Origin of the sequence: Streptomonospora arabica, from assembly GCF_039531585.1 — a bacterium.
Lineage (GTDB): Bacteria > Actinomycetota > Actinomycetes > Streptosporangiales > Streptosporangiaceae > Streptomonospora > Streptomonospora halophila.
Window position 1 is genome coordinate 132,366 of the sequence record NZ_BAAAQI010000003.1, and the last position, 18,192, is coordinate 150,557.

At 73.6% G+C, this 18,192-nt stretch carries 16 protein-coding genes; 4 read left to right on the plus strand and 12 right to left on the minus strand.

Translation table 11 applies throughout. From position 1 onward, the window contains the following. Positions 1-29: 29 nt before the first annotated feature. A complete protein-coding gene (locus ABD284_RS06715; RefSeq protein ID WP_344141627.1) occupies positions 30-509 on the minus strand; it encodes a DUF6912 family protein in 480 nt (159 codons plus the stop codon). A gap of 180 nt (positions 510-689) precedes the next feature. Further along, positions 690-1,355, minus strand: coding sequence for an HAD family hydrolase (locus tag ABD284_RS06720; protein WP_344141628.1), 666 nt, complete (start codon positions 1,353-1,355; stop codon positions 690-692). Between the two features lie 213 nt (positions 1,356-1,568). Between ABD284_RS06720 and ABD284_RS06725 the strand changes: the two genes are divergently transcribed. Further along, entirely contained in the window at positions 1,569-2,777 is a 1,209-nt protein-coding gene (locus tag ABD284_RS06725; RefSeq protein ID WP_344141629.1) for an acyl-CoA dehydrogenase family protein, read from the plus strand. A gap of 68 nt (positions 2,778-2,845) precedes the next feature. Here the strand turns inward: ABD284_RS06725 and ABD284_RS06730 are convergent, their stop codons facing one another. The 7 genes from ABD284_RS06730 to ABD284_RS06760 form a co-directional block, all read right to left on the minus strand. Beyond that, complete coding sequence (locus ABD284_RS06730) at positions 2,846-4,525, minus strand: glycoside hydrolase family 3 protein (RefSeq protein ID WP_344141630.1); 1,680 nt, start codon at positions 4,523-4,525, stop codon at positions 2,846-2,848. A 236-nt stretch (positions 4,526-4,761) separates the two neighbouring features. Beyond that, on the minus strand, positions 4,762-6,444 hold the full coding sequence (gene ptsP / locus ABD284_RS06735) for a phosphoenolpyruvate--protein phosphotransferase (RefSeq protein ID WP_344141632.1): 1,683 nt from the start codon (positions 6,442-6,444) through the stop codon (positions 4,762-4,764). Between the two features lie 12 nt (positions 6,445-6,456). Further along, positions 6,457-6,714 (minus strand): HPr family phosphocarrier protein, encoded by a 258-nt coding sequence (locus ABD284_RS06740; RefSeq protein ID WP_344141633.1) that lies wholly within the window; start codon positions 6,712-6,714, stop codon positions 6,457-6,459. A 24-nt stretch (positions 6,715-6,738) separates the two neighbouring features. Next, positions 6,739-7,434 (minus strand): HAD family hydrolase, encoded by a 696-nt coding sequence (locus ABD284_RS06745; protein ID WP_344141634.1) that lies wholly within the window; start codon positions 7,432-7,434, stop codon positions 6,739-6,741. Further along, positions 7,431-7,877: a PTS sugar transporter subunit IIA gene (locus ABD284_RS06750; protein ID WP_344141636.1), complete on the minus strand. Its 447-nt coding sequence runs from the start codon at positions 7,875-7,877 to the stop codon at positions 7,431-7,433. Before ABD284_RS06750 ends, ABD284_RS06745 begins: the two co-directional genes overlap by 4 nt. Positions 7,878-7,956: 79 nt before the next feature. Then, entirely contained in the window at positions 7,957-8,388 is a 432-nt protein-coding gene (locus ABD284_RS06755; protein ID WP_344142008.1) for a PTS sugar transporter subunit IIB, read from the minus strand. Then, positions 8,337-9,380, minus strand: coding sequence for an SIS domain-containing protein (locus ABD284_RS06760; RefSeq protein WP_344141638.1), 1,044 nt, complete (start codon positions 9,378-9,380; stop codon positions 8,337-8,339). Before ABD284_RS06760 ends, ABD284_RS06755 begins: the two co-directional genes overlap by 52 nt. A 182-nt stretch (positions 9,381-9,562) precedes the next feature. On the opposite strand from ABD284_RS06760, the gene ABD284_RS06765 reads away from it, so the two are divergent. Next, entirely contained in the window at positions 9,563-10,303 is a 741-nt protein-coding gene (locus ABD284_RS06765) for a GntR family transcriptional regulator (protein WP_344141639.1), read from the plus strand. Positions 10,304-10,374: 71 nt separating this feature from the next. Next, entirely contained in the window at positions 10,375-11,802 is a 1,428-nt protein-coding gene (locus tag ABD284_RS06770; RefSeq protein ID WP_344141641.1) for a PTS transporter subunit EIIC, read from the plus strand. A 213-nt stretch (positions 11,803-12,015) separates the two neighbouring features. Here the strand turns inward: ABD284_RS06770 and secA are convergent, their stop codons facing one another. Continuing rightward, positions 12,016-14,958 (minus strand): preprotein translocase subunit SecA, encoded by a 2,943-nt coding sequence (gene secA / locus ABD284_RS06775; RefSeq protein ID WP_344141642.1) that lies wholly within the window; start codon positions 14,956-14,958, stop codon positions 12,016-12,018. A 196-nt stretch (positions 14,959-15,154) separates the two neighbouring features. Here secA and ABD284_RS06780 point away from each other — a divergent pair, with 196 nt between their 5' ends. After that, the gene (locus tag ABD284_RS06780) at positions 15,155-15,640 is read left to right on the plus strand and encodes a hypothetical protein (protein ID WP_344141644.1); all 486 of its coding nucleotides are present in this window, start codon (positions 15,155-15,157) and stop codon (positions 15,638-15,640) included. 136 nt (positions 15,641-15,776) lie between these two features. On the opposite strand, the gene hpf is transcribed toward ABD284_RS06780, so the two are convergent. Then, positions 15,777-16,463: a ribosome hibernation-promoting factor, HPF/YfiA family gene (gene hpf / locus ABD284_RS06785; RefSeq protein WP_344141645.1), complete on the minus strand. Its 687-nt coding sequence runs from the start codon at positions 16,461-16,463 to the stop codon at positions 15,777-15,779. A 175-nt stretch (positions 16,464-16,638) separates the two neighbouring features. Then, positions 16,639-18,192 carry a ComF family protein gene (locus ABD284_RS06790; RefSeq protein ID WP_344141646.1) on the minus strand — a complete coding sequence of 518 codons (1,554 nt, stop codon included), beginning with the start codon at positions 18,190-18,192 and terminating at the stop codon, positions 16,639-16,641.

Below are 18,192 nucleotides of genomic sequence, written 5' to 3' on the forward strand. Positions count from 1 at the left end.
GGCGCTAATCGTCCGGCGCTGTATGCCGCTCAGCTGCGGCCGAGCAGGTAGGGCAGCTCCTGCGTGGCGTACCAGAGCAGCTCGTGCTCCTCCAGAGGGCCGCCCTCGCCGCCGGGGGCGGCGCCGTCCGCGGCCGCGGCGACGGCGTCCTCGGCGGCGGGGGCGTCGACGTGCACGGCGGCCACGCGCTTGAGCGGAAGCGTGCCGGTGACGGCGACCGCGGCCGGGTGCCCTGCGCGGTCGCCGGGCGGCCCGACTGCGGCGTCGGGGGCCTCGACGGCGAGGACGGCGCGCCGGCGCGGCGCCGAGGGGTCGGCCGCCAGCAGCCGCAGGGACGCCTCGGCGGCGCCGCTCAGCGCCTCGTACTCCAGCTCCTCGTCGTCCTGCGCCCCATGCGGGCCCGCCAGGCGCTCGGTGACGGCGAAGGCGGTCAGCGGCGGTTCGCCGAGGCCGCCGGAGTCGAGGGCCTCGGCCAGGCCGGGAAAGGTGCTGGGCAGGTAGATGCGCATCGTCGTCCCGCGGGTCGTTTCACGTGGTCGGTGCAGGGTGCGGCGGCAGCCGGGAGTGCCACCGAAAGTGTGCCAGAGGCCTTCGCGTGCGCGGCACGCAGCGCCCCCACCGGGCGGCGGAGGCCGCTCGAAGCCGGGGGAGCCGGCGGCCCGGGCCGCCGGCTCCCCCGGTGCGGCTGCTCAGAACGGCATGGCGTCGAACTCGATGCCGCAGGTCTCGGCCAACCGCTCCCGCGTCTCAGCGGGGTCGCTGTGCAGGATGCCGACCATGCCCAGATCGACCGCCGCGTGCACGTTGTGCTCGATGTCGTCGATGAACACGCACTCCTGCGGCGACAGTCCCACCAGCTCGACCGCGTGCCGGAAGATGGCCTCCTCGGGCTTGCGCATGCCCACCTCGCCGGAGATGACGACGGCGTCGAAGGCGTCGCCGAAGCGGTCGCGGGGATAGCCGTTGCCCCAGGAGTTGGACAGCAGGCAGGTGCGCACACTCTGGTCGCGGGCCTGGCGCAGTGCCGCGTACATCTCCTCGACGGGGTGGAAACCGGAGAACATCCTCTTGATCAGGCCCGCGGCGGGCACGGGGCCGCCGTCGGCCAGCCGCAGCTCGGCGGCGAGGATGCGCTCGAACTCGGCGGTCGCGAGCTCGCCGCGCTCCAGGGCGTGGATGGGGTTGCCGTCGACGGCTCCTCCGGCGTACGCGCCCTGGACCCAGGAGCGCATGACGTCGCGGTAGCGGGCGTCGTCGATGCCGTCGTCGGCCAGCCAGGCGGTGATGGTCTCGCGCAACGGGGTGGTGAGCACCCCTCCCCAGTCGGTGATGATCGCACGGCACGCGGTGGTCATACTCGCCCTCCGTCCCTCGTGGTGCGCCCTGCCTCGGGCGCCTCGTCCCGCGCGGTCCGTAGCCGACCGCGCCGGGGGACGGTTTCTTCCCTGGCCGGGGCTCCGCCAATCCCCGCGCCGGCCCTCGCCGCGGACCGGGCCGGGGGCGCAGGGGTGTTGACGGACCGCCGCCCACCCGGTACCGACCAGTCGGTTTGATGGCATACTGCGGTCATGGACTTCGATCTCAGCGCCACCGCCCGCGACCGCCTCGCCGAGCTGCAGTCGTTCATGGACGGGCACGTCTATCCGGCCGAACCCGTCTACCGCCGCCAGCGCGCCGAGGCCGGGCGGGACAGCCACGACCTGCCGCCGGTCGTGGAGGACTTGAAGGCCGAGGCCCGCCGCCGCGGACTGTGGAACCTGTTCCTGCCGGACGTGGGCGGCCTGAGCGTCACCGACTACGCGCCGCTGGCCGAGCTGACCGGCCGCTCGCCGGTCCTGGCGCCCCAGGCGCTGAACTGCTCCGCGCCGGACACGGGCAACATGGAGGTGCTGCACATGTTCGGCACCGCCGAGCAGCGCGAGCGGTGGCTGGAGCCGCTGCTGGACGGGCGCATCCGCTCGGCGTTCGCCATGACCGAGCCCGACGTGGCCTCCTCCGACGCCGCGAACATCGCCACCTCGATCGTCCGCGAAGGCGGGGAGGGCGGGGGGTACGTGATCAACGGGCGCAAGTGGTGGATCAGCGGTGCGGCGGACCCGCGCTGCGAGGTCTTCATCGTCATGGGCAAGACCGATCCCGACGCCCCCGCGCACCGGCAGCAGTCGATGATCCTGGTCCCCCGCGAGACCCCCGGATTGGAGATCGTGCGGGCGCTGCCCGTCTTCGGCTACCAGGACCAGGAGGGCCACTGCGAGCTGCGGTTCACCGACGTGCGGGTGCCCGCCGGCAACCTGGTGGCGGGCGAGGGGGAGGGCTTCGCGATCGCCCAGGCCCGGCTGGGCCCGGGGCGCGTCCACCACTGCATGCGGGCGATCGGCATGGCCGAGCGGGCGCTGGAGCTGCTGGTGCGCCGCGCCGAGCAGCGGGAGGCCTTCGGCAAGCCGCTGGCCGCCCAGGGGGTGGTCCAGCAGCAGATCGCGGAGTCGCGGCTGGCAATCGAGCAGGCGCGGCTGCTGGTGCTCAAGACGGCCTGGCTGATCGACCACCGCGGCACGAAGGAGGCGCGCACCGAGATCTCGGCGATCAAGGTCGCGGCGCCGCGGGCGGCGGTCGAGGTCCTGGACCGCGCGATCCAGGTGCACGGCGGCGCCGGGGTCAGCGACGACTTCCCGCTCGCCGAGATGTACGCCCACGCGCGGGCCATGCGGATCTTCGACGGCCCCGACGAGGTGCACCTGCGCTCCCTCGCCCGCCAGGAGACCAGGCGGCGGGCGTAAGGCCCGCCCCGGCGCCGGAGCCGCCGGGGGCGGGTTCGCCCCCGGCACGTCTCAGTGGGACAGCCCGTTCAGTAGGACAGCCCGTCGCCGAAGCCCAGGTCGGTCCCCGGAACGCCCACCGGCAGCCTGCCCGACGGCGAGACCTCGCCGGCGAGGACGCGGGCGGCCGCCGTACGGGAGGCGTCCACCGCCGAGTAGGTGGCCAGATAGCCGTCGACCGCGCCCAGGTCGGCGATGTCGTAGGGGGTGCCCTGCGCGACGACCACCACGGGGGTGCCCGACTCCCGGGCGGCCGAGACGAGCGACAGCTGCTCGGCGTCGCCGCGCGCGCTGAGCGTTCCGACGACCGCGGCGTCGGCCGAGCCGGGATCGGCGGTGACCGTGTAGCCCAGCTCCTCCAGGCCCGCGCCGATCTCCTCGGCGCCCGAGCCGGTGACGCTCACCGTGGCCCCCTGCGCCAGCGGCAGGACGCCGTCCTCGTTGCGCAGCAGGGTCGCCGAGTCCTCGGCGAGGGCGCGCGCGGCGGCGCGGTGCTCCTTCGTGCCGATCGCCGCCCGGGCGTCGGCGGCGTCGGCGGGTTCGGCGCCGAAGAGGCCCCGTTCGGCCTTGGCGGTGAGGATGCGCAGGACCGACCGGTCCAGGCGCTCGGTACTGATGCGCCCCTTGCGCACAGCGCCCCGCAGCGCCTCGAAGGCCGCCTGCGGGTCGGGCGGCATCAGCAGCTGGTCGGCTCCGGCGAGGACGGCGCGCACCGCGACCTCGCCGTCGGAGTGGGTCTGGCGGACGCCCTCCATGTTCAGCGCGTCGGTGGTGACGATGCCGTCGTAGCCGAGCTCGTCGCGCAGGACGCCGCCGATGACGTCGGGCGAGAGCGTCGAGGGCTCGCCGGAGTCGTCGAGCGCGGGCATCAGCACGTGGGCCGTCATGATCGCGTCGACGTCGGCCTCGACCGCGGCGCGGAACGGCGGAAGGTCCTCCTTCTCCCACTCCGTGCGCGGCTTGTCGATGACGGGCAGCCCGGTGTGGCTGTCGACGTCGGTGTCGCCGTGGCCGGGGAAGTGCTTGACGACCGGCACCACGCCGCCCTCGCTGAAAGCCGCGGCCTCGGCCGTGGCCATCTCGGCGACCAGGCCGGGGTCGGAACCGAAGGAGCGGATGCCGATGACGGGGTTGTCCGGGTTCGTATTGGTGTCGGCCACCGGCGCGTAGTCGAGGTTGATGCCCAGCGCCGTCAGCTCCTCGGCGGTGGCCGCCGCCAGCGCCTCGGCGTGGGCGGTGTCGCGGGTGGCGCCCACCGCCATCGCGTCGGGGAAGCGCGTGCCCACCGGCAGCCGGGACACCATGCCCTGCTCCTGGTCGATGCCGAGGAACAGCGGGACCCCGGCGCCGCTCTCGGCGGCGGTCCGCTGCAGCCCGTTGGACATGCGGGCGATCTGGCGGGCCCCGGACAGGTTCTCGGGGAAGTAGATCAGGCCGCCGGGGTTGTAGGTCGAGACCAGGTCGGTGCTCTCCTCGGCGGTGGCGCCCTCGGCGAGCAGCACCATCAGCTGGCCGATCTTCTCCTCCACCGACATCCCGGCAAGGAGCTCGCGGGCCTTCTCGGCCGCCGCGTCGGATTCGGACGCGGCCGAGGAGGGGGAGGCGGACGGGGCGCCGGAGGAAGCGGAGTCCGGGCTGCACCCGGACACAGCGGGGACCAGAGCCAGTACGGCGGTTCCCAGCAGCGCGGACAGGCGGCGAGGCGGCATGCGGACCTTCCGGGGGCGGACACGGCGGGACGGCGGTACGGCGGGGGAAGGTCGCGAGGCCGGGGCGCTGTGCGCGGCGGCGCGGAGGGGGCGCGCGGGGAGTGCGCCCGCGGCGGGTCGCGGCCCGCCCCACGATAGCGCCTGGCCCGACCGCGCGAGCGCGGGAGCCGGTGCGCCGGGCCGCGCCGACGCCTCCGCGCGCCGACCGCGGGCGCGGTCGGCGCGCGGAGGACCGGCTACAGGCCCAGCTCGGCCAGCCCGGGAAGCCGCTCGGCCGCCGCGGCGCGGGCCTCCTCCGGGCCCGGGGCGGCGCGGGCCGCCTCGGCGGCGGCGCGGCACTGGGCGAGTTCGGCGCGGGCGAGGGCGGCCCGCACCAGCGGCAGGGCCGACGCGCCCATGGACAGGCTGGTGGCACCGAGCCCGGCCAGTACGCAGGCGAGCAGCGGGTCCGCCGCCGCCTCGCCGCACACGCCGCAGCTTCGACCCGCGTCGGCGGCGGAGGCCGCCGACGCCGCCACCAGGTCCAGCACCGCGGGCTGCCAGGGGTCCTGGAAGCGCCCCAGCCCCGCGGTCTCGCGGTCGGCCGCGCACGTGTACTGCGTCAGGTCGTTGGTGCCGATGCTGAAGAAGTCCGCGTGGCGGGCGATGTGGCGGGCGCGCAGCGCCGCGGCGGGCACCTCGATCATCACACCGGCGTGCTGGATGCCGGCCTTGGCCGCTGCCGCCGCGAACCACTCGGCGTCGGCCGTGTCGGTCACCATGGGCGCCATGACCTGCAGATGGGCGCCGGTGTCGCGTTCGGCTTCGGCCAGGGCCGCCAGCTGCGCGTCCAGGGTTCGGGGCAGCCTGCGCATCATCCGCAGCCCGCGCTCCCCCAGCGCCGGGTTGGGCTCCGCCTCGCCCGCCGGGAGGAACTCCAGCGGCTTGTCGGCGCCGGCGTCCAGTGTGCGCACCACGACCCGCCCGCCGGGAAACGCCTCCAGCACCGCCCGGTAGGCGGCGACCTGCTCCTCGTGGCCGGGGGCGTCGGCGCGGTCGAGGAACAGGAACTCGGTGCGGTACAGCCCCACGCCCTCGGCGCCGTTCTCCAGCGCGGCGGGCAGGTCCTTGGGTCCGCCGATGTTGGCGAGCAGCGGCACCTCGTGCCCGTCGGCGGTGCGGCCGGGCCCGGTGCTGCGGGCCGCCGCGGCGGCGCGGGCCGCGGAGGCGGCGGTGGCGGCCTCGACGGCCGCGGGGTCGGGGTCGAGGACCACGTCGCCGGTGGCGCCGTCGACCAGCACCATCGTCTCCTCGGCGACCTCCTCCGCGCCGGGGCAGGCGACCACGGCGGGCAGGCCCAGCGAGCGGGCGAGGATGGCGGTGTGGCTCGTCGGCCCTCCCTCGCGGGTCACGAACGCGACGACGCGCTCGGGGTCGAGCGCGGCGGTGTCGGCGGGCGCGAGGTCCTCGGCGACCAGCACGAAGGGGACGTCGGATTCGGGGATGCCGGGCACCGGCGCGCCCATCAGCCGCGCCACGATCCGGTCCCGGACGTCGTCCAGGTCGGCGACGCGGGCGGCGAGGTACTCCCCCGCCCCGGCGAGCATCTGCCGGTAGACCGCCATCGCCTCGGAGACGGCGCGCGCCGCCGAGGCGCCCTCCTCCACGCGCTTGCGCACGTCGTCGGCGAGGGCGGGGTCGCGTGCCATGAGCGCCTGGGCGTTGAGCACCTCGGCGGCGTCGCCGCCGGCGGCCTGGCCGCGATCGGTCAGGTCGCGGGCGGTCTCCTCCATCGCGCCGACGGCGCGTTCGGCCTCGGCGGCAGCGTCGCCGCCGCGTCCGGCGTCGGGCTCCGGCGCGGGGATGTCGCGGACCAGCCGTTTGGCGGGTCCGTGGCCCGCACCGGGACTGACTCCGGCGCCTTTGAGCGTCTGCGGCATGCTCTCCCCCACCTAACCGGCGTCGGCGATCTCGGCGAGCCGGTCGAGCAGCGCCTCGGCGTCCTCGCCCTCGGCGGTGATGACGATCTCGTCGCCCTTGCGGACGTCCAGGCCCATCACGGCCAGGATGCTCTTGGCCGAGACCGGGGCGCCGTCGCCCTTGGCGACGGTCACCTCGGAGCCGCCCTTGGTGGCGGCCTCGACGAACAGGGCGGCGGGGCGGGCGTGCAGGCCGACCTCGGACTGGACTGTGATTCGGCGTTGCGCCACGGGACGCACCTTTCTTCGGGGTTGCTACTGCTCGTCTTGCGGTCGCTGCCCGGGCCGCTCCGGGCGGGCGATCCGGGGCCAGTCGACCTCGGTGAGGCGGTCGACCACCAGATCGGCCTTGTCCAGCACCGCGGGATCGTGGGTGGTGGTGATGCCGACGACCCGCATGCCGGCGCGCCGCCCGGCCTCGATTCCGGCGGGGGTGTCCTCGAACACCACGATGCGCGCGGGGTCCTCGCCCAGCAGGCGGGCGCCGCTGAGATAGCCCTCGGGGTCGGGCTTGCCCTCGGTGACGTCGGTGGCGGTGACCAGGCCGCGGAACATCGGCAGCACGCCCAGGCGGTCCAGGGCGGTGCGCGCCCACCCGCGGCCGGCGGAGGTCACCAGGCCGAAGGGGACGCCGTCGGCGTGCAGGCGGTGCAGAAACCGCACCGACTCGGGCAGCTCCTGCGAATCGGGGAGGTCGGGCGCGGCCTGGATCATCTGCAGCTCGGCGAGCAGCACGTCCCAGGTGACGCCGGGGAACAGGTGGGGGTCCTCGTTGAGCACGTCGGCACCGCGGCGTCCCATGAAGCGGTGCAGGGTGCTCTCGTCGTGGGGGACGTTGTGCATGTCCAGCAGCCGCGACCACACCTGCATGGAGCGGGGCTCGCTGTTGATCAGCGTTCCGTCGAGGTCGAAGAGGGCGGCGCGGGGCGCGGTGTCGTCGATCGGCGTCATGACCACGTGAACAACGCGCCGCCGGCGGCCACTTCCCCTTCGGCGGGGGCGCCCACGGCGGCGGCGTCGGCGTCCAGCGCGACGACCGGCACGACGGCGGACAGGCCCTGGGCCTCGATCCCGGCGGGGTCCCACCGGATGACGGGGGTGCCGGCCTCGACGTGCGCGCCCTCGTCGACGAGCTTGTCGAACCCGGCGCCGTCGAGCTTGACGGTGTCGATGCCCAGGTGCACGAGCACGCCGCGCCCTGCGTCGGCGACCACCATGAACGCGTGCGGGTGGAGCTTGGCGACGCGGCCGCTGACGGGGGCGACGGCCTCCTGCGGGTGCGGCGCGGGCCGCACGGCCGCGCCGGGGCCGACCATGCCCTGGGCGAAGACCGGGTCGGGGACCTCCGACATGGCGACGGCGGTCCCGGGAACCGGGGAGAGCACTTGGAGCACGCAGCACCTCCTGCGGACGGGGCGCGGCCGCCGGCGGCGGACCGCGCCCGGTGAGTGATGTCTGCCGGACCGACCGGGGTCAGTCGAGCAGGTCGTTGATGTCGTCGGTGAGCGCGTCGGCCTCGGGCCCCACCACGACCTGCACGACGTTGCCGGAGATCAGCACGCCGTGGGCGCCGGCGGCCTTGAGCGCCGGCTCGTCGACCTTGGCCGGGTCGCCGACCTCGGTGCGCAGCCGGGTGATGCAGGCCTCGATGTCCTCGATGTTGCCGGCGCCGCCGAGCCCGGCGACGATCGCCGCTGCCTTGTCGGCCATGTGTTCCTCCAGTTCGGTCGTGCGTGGTCCGGTGCCCGGCCGGTCGGCGCGGAGTCCGCGACCGGGGGTGCCGTGGCGCCGGGGACGATTCGAGCTTAAGCGGCGCCGCGGGCGCCGCCCACCCGGCGCCCTGGCCGCGCCGGCTAGGAGGTCTGGGTGACCTTGCCCAGGCCTCGCGGGGAGTCGGGGTCGTATCCCAGCCGCCGCGCCAGCCGCTCGGTGATCAGCTGGGCCGGGACGATGAGCGAGATGGGGGCGAGCCACTCGGGCAGCTCGGGAGCCGGCACGCACAGGTCGCAGGCACCGGCGAGCGCGGAGCCGCCGCCGATGCCGTAGGCGGGCGCGCCCGCCGCGGTGACGCGCTCGGCCAGCGCCACGGTGCCCTCCAGGGTGGGGCCGGAGTTGGCGGCGGTCAGCAGTGCGGGGGTGGAGCGGTCGACCACGGCGATGGGCCCGTGCAGCAGGTCGGCGTAGGACAGGCCCATCGCGTGCAGGTAGCAGGCCTCCTTGAGCTTGAGTGCGGCCTCCAGCGCGGTCGAGAAGGCCATGCCCCGCCCGGAGACGACGGCGCCCTGCACGCCCACGAGGCGCTCGGCGATGGCGTCGGTGTCGTCGGTCGGGCGCGCGAGCACCCGGTCGACGGCCTCGGGGACGGCCTGCAGCTCGGCGGGGTCCAGGTCGGCGCCCAGGCCGAGGGCGAGCACGGCCAGGGCCGCCAGCTGGGTGGTGTAGGTCTTGGTTGCCGGGACCGCGAGTTCGCTGCCGGCGCGGGTGACCATGGCGACGTCGGCGGCGCGGGTCAGGGGGGAGCCCTCGCCGTTGGTGATGCCGACCGTGCGGGCGCCGCAGTCGGCAGCCCAGGCCATGGTGTCGACGATCTCCTCGGTGCGGCCCGACTGGGAGATGGCGACGGCGAGCACCCCGGACAGGTCGACCTTGGCGCCGTAGGTGGTGGCGATGGAGGGCGAGGCCAGGGTGGCCAGGCGGCCGGCGTGGGCCTGGAGCAGGTAGCTGCCGTAGACGGCGGCGTTGTCGGAGGAGCCGCGGGCGATGAACAGGACCTGCCGGGTCTCCCGGCCCAGAGCCGCGATCTCCGGCGTGAGCGGCAGCAGCGTGTCCAGGGTCGCCCGCAGGGCTTGGGGCTGCTCGGCGATCTCCGAGCGCATGACGCTCGCGGTGGTAGTCATCAGATGTCTTCCCTCGGATCCGTCTCGGTGCCGACGCGCCGCTGTGGCCAGCGGATACGGCAGCTCGCCGGATGTCGCCGACGGTGCCGCGGTCCACATATTGACACGCGTGGAGGAGCTGTGGTCTAGTCCGGCCTATACCAGTCATACCAGAATCTCACACGACCGAACAGGCGACCTCCATGGCGATCGACCCCACGAGTCCCGTCCCCAAGTATTCACAGCTGAGGGACCTGCTACTGGACTGGATCGTGGAGACCGGCCTGTCGGTGGACGACCCGATCCCCTCGGAGCGCGAACTCGGCCAGCGCTACGGGCTGTCCCGGATGACGGTCCGCCAGACGATCGACCTGATGGTCTCGGAGGGCAAGCTCTACCGGGTTCCGGGCAAGGGCACGTTCCTGGCCCGCCCCAAGATCGAGATGTCCCTGGCGCTGGCGTCGTTCACCGAGGACATGCGCGCCCGCGGCTACCGCCCCGGTGCCCAGGACCTGGTCCGCCGGGTCCTGCCCGCCAGCGGGAGCACCGCGCGGGCCATGGGCCTCGCGCCCGAGACACCGGTCCACCACATCGAGCGCCTGCGCACCGCCGATGGCGAGCCCATGGCGGTGGAGCGCTCCAACATCCCCGTCGACCTGGCACCCGGTCTGGACCGGCACTCGCTGGCCGGCCGCTCGCTCTACGCGGTGCTGGAGCAGGAGTACGGGATCATCCTCGACTCCGGTGAGCAGACGATCGAGGCCGGCGTCTGCGACCCCGCCGACGCCAAGCTGCTCGGCCTTCCCCAGAACAGCCCCGTGCTGTCCATGCGGCGCCGCAGCTTCGCCAACGGCCGCTGCGTGGAGATGGCCACCTCGCGGTACCGCGCCGACCGCTACACGCTGCACTCGCGCCTCGACCCCCGACGTCCGGGCGGCTCCTGACCACCGCCCGGCCCCACCGCGCACGCATCCGCGCGTACGCACCATCCGACCCGTTCCAACTGGGAGGAACCGTGAGTTCCACTTCGGCAGCCACCGGCGGCCCACCGGCCGCAGGCTCGTCCTCGAAAGTCCTGGGAGTGCTGCAGCGCATCGGCCGCAGCCTGATGATGCCCATCGCCGTCCTGCCGGCGGCGGCGATCCTGCTGCGCCTGGGCCAAGGCGACATGCTCGGCAGCAACGGCGCCGAACCCGGCGGCCTCGCCGACGCCGCCGGCATGGCCTGGATGGAGCCCGTGGCCGGCGTCATCGGCACCGCCGGCGACGCGCTGTTCCAGGCTCTGCCGCTGCTGTTCGCCGTGGGTGTGGCCATCGGCTTCGCCAAGCGCGCCGACGGCTCCACGGCGCTGGCGGCGGTCGTCGGCTACGCCGTGTTCGACCGCGTCACGAAGTACATGTTCTTCAACTTCGACCCCAGCGGCGAACTGCGCGGCACCGTGACGACCTACGACGACGCGGGCACCGAGATCGTCAACTGGGGCGTGAAGAACCCCACCGACGTGCTCGGCGGCATCGTCATCGGCCTGCTCGCCGCCCTGCTGTGGCAGCGCTACTACCGCATCAAGCTGCCTACCTGGCTGGGCTTCTTCGGCGGCCGCCGCTTCGTGCCGATCATCACCGCCGTGGCCTCGCTGCTGCTGGCCGTGGTGTTCGGCTTCGTCTGGCCCACCGTCGGCGGCTGGATCAACGGCCTCGGCGAGTGGATCGTGGGCTCGGGCGCTGTGGGCGCCGGCGTCTACGGCGTCGTCAACCGGCTGCTGCTGCCCTTCGGCCTGCACCACATCGTCAACTCGGTGGTGTGGTTCGTGTTCGGCAGCTACACCGACCCCCAGACCGGCGACGTCTTCCACGGCGAGATCAACCGCTACCTCGCCGGCGACCCCACCGCGGGCGGCTTCCTCTCCGGCTTCTTCCCCGTCCTGATGTTCGGGCTGCCCGCCGCCGCCTTCGCGATGTGGCGCGCCGCCCACCCCAGCCAGCGCGCCGCCGTCGGCGGCATCATGATCTCGGCGGCGCTGACCGCCTTCGTCACGGGCATCACCGAGCCGATCGAGTTCGCGTTCATCTTCATCGCGCCGGTGCTCTTCGTGGTGCACGTCGTGCTCACCGGCATATCGATGGCGATCCTCAACGCCCTGGACGCCCATCTGGGCTTCGGGTTCTCGGCCGGCCTCATCGACATGGTGCTCAACGCCTTCAAGTCGAACACGACGGGGCTGGTGTGGATCCTGCTCATGGGCGTGGTCTACGCCGGGCTGTACTACGTGATCTTCTACTTCCTGATCACGCGCCTGAACCTGCCCACCCCGGGCCGCGAGCCCGCGGAGGAGCAGGCGTCGGTGGCCGCGAACCCGGACGCCTCGGCCGATGCGGATGCTGCGCGCGGCTCGGGTACGTCGAGCGGCTCGGGCGGTGCCGGCGGCGGCAAGGGCGCCGACTGACGCCCCGCGGCGCACCGCCGCGGTCGCCGGCCGGCCGGACGCCCGCACGCGGGTGAGCCGGGGCGGATCCCGCGAGAGGCCTCCGGGATCCGCCGCCGGACGGCGGAGGCCGCGGCACACGGCACAAGCGAGACGGCGACGGCCGCGGCCGGAGTACTCCCACTCCGCCGCGGCCGTCGCCGTCTCGTGCCGGGACCGCGCCCCGCGCCCTCGCTAGGAGGCGCGGTTGCGCGGGTCCCCGTGGCACTTCTTGAACTTCTTGCCCGACCCGCAGGGGCACGGTGCGTTGCGCGAAGCGCCGGCGTAGGCGTCCTCGACGGTCTCGGTGCGGGTGTCGACGCCGCCGTCCTCGGAGGGCGCGGAGTACTGGAGGCGGCTCGGGCGGCTCTGGCCGAAGCCCGGCACCACGAGCTCCTCGCCGCCGTCGTCGACGGCGTCCTTGTCGGCCGCGGCCTCGCGGTCGGCGGCGGCCTCGGCCTCGACGACGTCAGCGGGCTCTAGACCGGCCGACTCGGCTCCGGCCTCGTCCTCGGACTCCTCGCCGGTCTTCACCGCGCCCGCGGCGCCCTCGGCCGGGGTGGTGGTGACGACCGCCCCGCCGGTGCCCGCGGCGGCGACCGCGGCGCTGGCCGGGGTGACCGACGCGCTGGTCTTGCCGCGGACCTGCACCTCGACGTTGAAGAGGTAGCCGACGGACTCCTCCTTGATGGCCTCGAGCATCTCCTGGAACATGTCGAAGCCCTCCCGCTGGTACTCGATCAGCGGGTTGCGCTGGGCCATGGCCCGCAGGCCGATGCCCTGCTGGAGGTAGTCCATCTCGTAGAGGTGCTCGCGCCACTTGCGGCCCATGACCTCCAGGATCACGCGCCGCTCCAGCTCGCGCATGGCCTCGGAGCCCAGCTCCTCCTCGCGCCGCGCGTAGGCCTCGTGGGCGTCCTCCAGCACGCGGGCGGAGATGATGTCGGGCGTCAGCGTGGTGAGCTCGCCGCCGTTGTCCTCGATCAGGTCGTCGACGCTGAAGCTGATCGGGTAGATCTGCTTGAACGCCTTCCACAGCCGGTCGAGGTCCCAGTCGCCGGCGTCGCCCTCGGCGGTGGCGGCGCGGACGTAGCCGTCGAGCACGTCGTCGAGCATGCCCGCCGCCTGGTCCTGCAGGTCGGCGCCTTCGAGGACCTTGTGGCGCTCGGCGTAGATGACCTTGCGCTGGCGGTTGAGGACCTCGTCGTACTTCAGGACGTTCTTGCGGATCTCGAAGTTCTGCGCCTCGACCTGGGCCTGCGCCGACTGGATCGCCTTGGTGACGACCTTGGACTCGATGGGCTGGTCGTCGGGGATGTTCAGCCGGTCGTAGATGAGCTCGACCCGCGCGCTGTTGAACAGCCGCATGAGGTCGTCCTCGAGCGAGAGGTAGAAGCGCGAGAGGCCGGGGTCGCCCTGGCGGCCGGAGCGGCCGCGCAGCTGGTTGTCGATGCGCCGGGACTCGTGGCGCTCGGTGCCCAGAACATAGAGCCCGCCGGCCTCGACGACCTGCTCGTGCTCGCTCTCGACCTCCTTCTTCGCCTTCTCCAGCGCCTCGGGCCAGGCCTCCTCGTACTCCTCCGGGGTCTCCAGCGGGCTCAGGCCGCGCCGCTGCAGCTCCTCGTCGGCCATGAACTCGGGGTTGCCGCCGAGCATGATGTCGGTACCGCGGCCGGCCATGTTGGTGGCGACGGTGACCCCGCTGAGCTTGCCGGCCCGGGCGACGATCGAGGCCTCACGGGCGTGGTTCTTGGCGTTGAGGACCTCGTGGTCGATGCCGCGCCGCTTGAGCATCTTCGACAGCAGCTCGGACTTCTCGACGCTGGTGGTGCCGACCAGGACCGGCTGGCCCTTCTCGTTGCACTCGGCGATGTCGTCGACGACGGCCTCGAACTTGGCGTCCTCGCCCTTGTAGATCACGTCGCGCTCGTCGGCGCGGATCATCGGCTTGTTCGTGGGGATGGGCACCACGCCGATGCCGTAGGTCTGGTTGAACTCCGCGGCCTCGGTGACGGCCGTACCGGTCATGCCGGACAGCTTGTCGTAGAGGCGGAAGTAGTTCTGCAGGGTGATCTTGGCCTGGGTCTGGTTCTCGTCCTTGATCTGGACGCGTTCCTTGGCCTCGATCGCCTGGTGCATGCCCTCGTTGTAGCGGCGCCCGCGCAGGACGCGGCCGGTGAACTCGTCGACGATGAGCACCTCGCCGTCCTTGACGATGTACTCCTTGTCGCGCCGGTACAGCTCCTTGGCCTTGATGGCGTTGTTCAGGAAGCTGATGAGGGGCGTGTTCACCGACTCGTAGAGGTTGTCGATGCCCAGGTAGTCCTCGACCTTGGCCACACCGCTCTCGGTGATGCCGACCGTGCGGTTCTTCTCCTCGACCTCGTAGTCGGTCTCGCGGCGCAGGCGGGGAGCGATCTTCGCGAACTCGGCGTACCACTTCGAGTTCTGCTCGGCGGGGCCGCTGATGATCAGCGGGGTGCGGGCCTCGTCGATGAGGATGGAGTCGACCTCGTCGACGATCGCGAACGGGTGGCCGCGCTGGACCGTCTCCTCCAGCGAGATGGCCATGTTGTCGCGCAGGTAGTCGAAGCCGAACTCGTTGTTGGTGCCGTAGGTGATGTCGGCGGCGTAGGCGGCCTGGCGGTCGGTGCGCGCCATCTCGGGCGCCAGCACGCCGACCTTGAGGCCGAGGAACTGGTAGATGCGGCCCATGTTCTCGGCGTCGCGCTTGGCCAGGTAGTCGTTGGGGGTCACCACGTGCACGCCGTCGCCGGACAGCGCGTTGAGGTAGACGGCGAGGGCCGAGGTCAGCGTCTTGCCCTCACCGGTCTTCATCTCGGCGATGTTGCCGAGGTGCAGTGCCGCGCCGCCCATGAGCTGGACGTCGAAGGGGCGCTGGCCGAGCGTGCGCGTGGCCGCCTCGCGCACAGCGGCGAAGGCCTCGGGCAGCAGGTCGTCGAGCGACTCGCCGTCGTTGTGGCGCTCGCGCAACTCGTCGGTGAGTTCGCGCAGCTCGGTGTCGCTGAGATCGACGAAGTCGTCCTCGATCGAGTTGATCTGGTCCTTCAGCTTGTTGAGCCTGCGCAGAATCTTGCCCTCGCCTGCGCGGAGGACCTTGTCGAGTATGGCTGGCACTTCTTATGCGCTCCTCGCAGATCTGGGCCCGCGTCTGGAGGCGGGACGGATCCTTGACCCCCAGCTTTCCATCTTAGGCGACGGTTCCGCCCCGCCGTGCACTCACGGATGGTCACAGCACCGTCACGGACGCGTCGCCCCCGGTAGGCGGCCGTTTGGGGCCCGCGGATCCGGTTATCCCGCCCATGAAGGGATCGTGCACACCGAACTGGTACCGGGGGGTGCCGTGATGACGGACGGCGAGGGCTCCGAGGCCCCGGCCGAGACCACCGGCGGCCGGCGCGAGGGGCGCGCGAAGCGCGGACGTACGCCCCACCGCTATGTCCGCGGCTACCAGGGTGCGGGCGGCGACTTCGCCCCCACCAACACCCACCGGGGCCGGACGGCCTCGTGGGTCGCCGTGGGGGTGTTCCTCGCCGGTTTCCTGATCGGCGGGATCGGTATCGCGCTTGGCGTGAACTGGTGGCTGATCGGCGCCGGACTGGTGCTGATGGCCGTCGGCGGGGTGCTCTTCCTGGTGACCGACATCTTCACCGACGTGGTGCTGGACGAGCCGCACTACGAGTCGGAGGAGCCGCACAACACCCCGCTGCACCGCATCAAGGCCGAGGACCGGCAGCGCGCGGAGGGCGAGGAGGGCCACCGCGCCGCGGCCGACGACCGGCCGGCCCCCGGCGAGTAGGCCGGCCCGCTGCGGCCGGCGGCAGCGGGGGCCTCCGGTGCGCACCGCCGCGGCAAAGGGGTGCCGCGGCGGTCGCGCGCGGCGGCCCCGCGGAGAGGACACCGGGGCCGCCGTCAGCCGGTCCGGGCCCGGCGGGTCAGTCCACCAGGCGCAGCACGCCGTAGTTGAAGCCCTTGCGGCGGTACACCACGCTGGGGGCGTCGCGCTCCTCGTCGTGGAACAGGTAGAAGTCGTGGCCCACCAGTTCCATCTCCATGAGGGCCTGGTCGATGGTCATCGGTTTGGCTGAATGGAACTTCTCGCGGACGATCACCGGGCCGTCCCCCTTGGTGTCGAGCTCGACGAAGGCCTCGGCGAACTGTTCGTCGACCGCGCTGCCGTCGAACTCGTCGGGCTGCGGGGCGGGGGCGGGCACCGTCGGGGACTTCGCCGCCTCGCCCGGCCCGCGCGCCGGGGCGGCCGCGTCGTTGCCGAGATCGGCGGTCGCGGCGGCGACGGAGACGGGAGCGCGGTTGCCCTTGTGCACCTTGTTGCGGTCGGCGAGCTTGCGGAGCCGCGACTCGATGCGGCCGATCGCAAGGTCGAGGGCGTTGTAGCGGTCGTCGGCGGACGCCTCACTGCGGATGACCGGGCCGGTGGAGCGGATGGTCAGCTCGACCCGCTCGCGCATGTCGGCGAGCTTCGGGTTCCGCTCCTTGGACACCTCCACATCGACGCTCATGCCCTTCTTCTCCCACTTGGAGAGCTTGGTCAGCTTGTTCTCGACGTGCTGCCGGAACTTGTCGCTGACACCGGTGCGCCGACCTTTGACGATGATGTCCACAAGACCCCCTTCAACGCGTGGCCACCGATCACCGGTGGCCCGGCTTCGATCTGCCGCTCCGCGCGGGGCGCGGAGCTCGCTCCGCTGCCTCCTCTCCGCCACCGGGGGGCGCCGCTTCGGCGCCGGGCGGTGACTCGGCTGGTCATTGAGTTTGGCTTTGCGTATACCCACGAGATCACGCCTCATATCCAGTGCGCGTAAAGGAATCCGCACTGGTCAGGCGAGGCTTTCGGACACGGGGCGCAGATCGCCGCACAACGGCGCGCACGCCGGGGGCGTGTTCGGGGCGGTGCGGGGCGCGGCGGGTGGCCGGCGCGGTCCGCGGGCCGGCCGCGGAGGGGCCCTCGCCCGCTCCGCGCGCCGCCCGCGGATGCCACCCGTCCGGCCGACCTGGTCTTCGTCCCCACATCCGCCTGCTGAGGGTTCCGCCGCGCTTGAGCGCGACTACCGCCCTTCTCCCGCGACCGAGGGACATCGGGTCCCTCCGCGAGGCAGGACTTACCTCTAAGCCGCACCGTGATCGGTCGACGAAAAGTCGCCTTACGTGGGCCGTTTCGCCTGCGGCTGGCATCGGCTTGCCGAACGGGCGCCCCTGCGAGGGGGCGCCGTACCCGGCGCAACCACGGACCCGGACGGGTGCCATGCTCTGCACGCTAACCCGAGTTCTGCCAGATGTCAGGTGGCGAACTCCGCCGGTCCACCTCGCGGCGGAGGCCGGACCCGGGCGAAACGCCGTCCGGGGCGCCGGATCGGGACGACGGCACAGTGTCGGCGCGGTCGCGGAACACGGCCCAGCGGGGCGGTCGGCGCAGGTGGCGGGGGATCGCCCGACGCGGTCGCCGCAGGCGAAGGGGCGGTCGCGGCCGGAGGCCCCGGAGAGGGGTCGCGGCAGTCGGGGAATCGGACCGGGGAAGCCGGCCGCGGGCGGAGGCCGCCCGCGCTCGGCGAGGACGGCGCCGCCGACGACCACCGCGCCCGCGCCGCGCAGCGCGCGGGCGGCCTCGGCCAGGGTGGCTCCGGTGGTGAGGACGTCGTCGACGAGCACCACCGGCCGCCCGGCCACCGCGCCCGGGGTGCGCACCGCCAGAGCGCCGGCGAGGTTGGCCCTGCGCCGGTCGCGGTCGAGCCCGACCTGGTCGCTGACGCGGCGGCGGTGCGCCAGTACCGGCTCGGGCGGGAGCCGCACCGCACCGCAGCGGCGCACGGCCGACCGGGCCATCAGCAGCACCGGGTCGTAGCCGCGCGCACGCAGGGCCGCCGGCCGGGCCGGCACGGGCACCAGCAGCGCGCCGGGATGCCGGGCCGCCGCGGCGCAGACGGCCCCGGACAGGCGCGCACCCAGCGGCGCGGCCAGCCCCCGCGCCCCCTGCTCCTTGAACGCCAGCAGCGCGGTGCGCTCCAGGCCGGTGTAGGCGCCCACCGCCCACACCTGCGGGCAGCCCGCGCGGCGGCGGCAGGGCCGGGGACGTGTTCCGAGCGCGCGGGCGCAGTCGGGGCACAGCCGCCCGCCCGGGCGCGCGCACCCGGCGCAGTGGTCGCCCAGCAGCAGGCCGAGAAGTCCGTCGAAGGCGGCCGCGAGGCCGCCCGGTGCGGCACGCGGCGGCGGGAGCCGCGGCCGCGGCGAAGCCCCCTCGGCGGTGGGCGGGCCGGACCGGGGCGGGCGCCCGCGCGGTGCGGACGGCCCGCCGGGGCGGAGGGGCGGCGAGGACCCGGTGCTCTCGTGGCTCAT

Coding starts and splice junctions, on each gene's coding strand:
- ABD284_RS06715 (WP_344141627.1), bottom strand. CDS start 509: ATGCGCATCTACCTGCCCAGCACCTTTCCCGGCCTGGCCGAGGCCCTC.
- ABD284_RS06720 (WP_344141628.1), bottom strand. CDS start 1,355: ATGACCACCGCGTGCCGTGCGATCATCACCGACTGGGGAGGGGTGCTC.
- ABD284_RS06725 (WP_344141629.1), top strand. CDS start 1,569: ATGGACTTCGATCTCAGCGCCACCGCCCGCGACCGCCTCGCCGAGCTG.
- ABD284_RS06730 (WP_344141630.1), bottom strand. CDS start 4,525: ATGCCGCCTCGCCGCCTGTCCGCGCTGCTGGGAACCGCCGTACTGGCT.
- ptsP (WP_344141632.1), bottom strand. CDS start 6,444: ATGCCGCAGACGCTCAAAGGCGCCGGAGTCAGTCCCGGTGCGGGCCAC.
- ABD284_RS06745 (WP_344141634.1), bottom strand. CDS start 7,434: ATGACGCCGATCGACGACACCGCGCCCCGCGCCGCCCTCTTCGACCTC.
- ABD284_RS06760 (WP_344141638.1), bottom strand. CDS start 9,380: ATGACTACCACCGCGAGCGTCATGCGCTCGGAGATCGCCGAGCAGCCC.
- ABD284_RS06765 (WP_344141639.1), top strand. CDS start 9,563: ATGGCGATCGACCCCACGAGTCCCGTCCCCAAGTATTCACAGCTGAGG.
- ABD284_RS06790 (WP_344141646.1), bottom strand. CDS start 18,192: ATGAGCCACGAGAGCACCGGGTCCTCGCCGCCCCTCCGCCCCGGCGGG.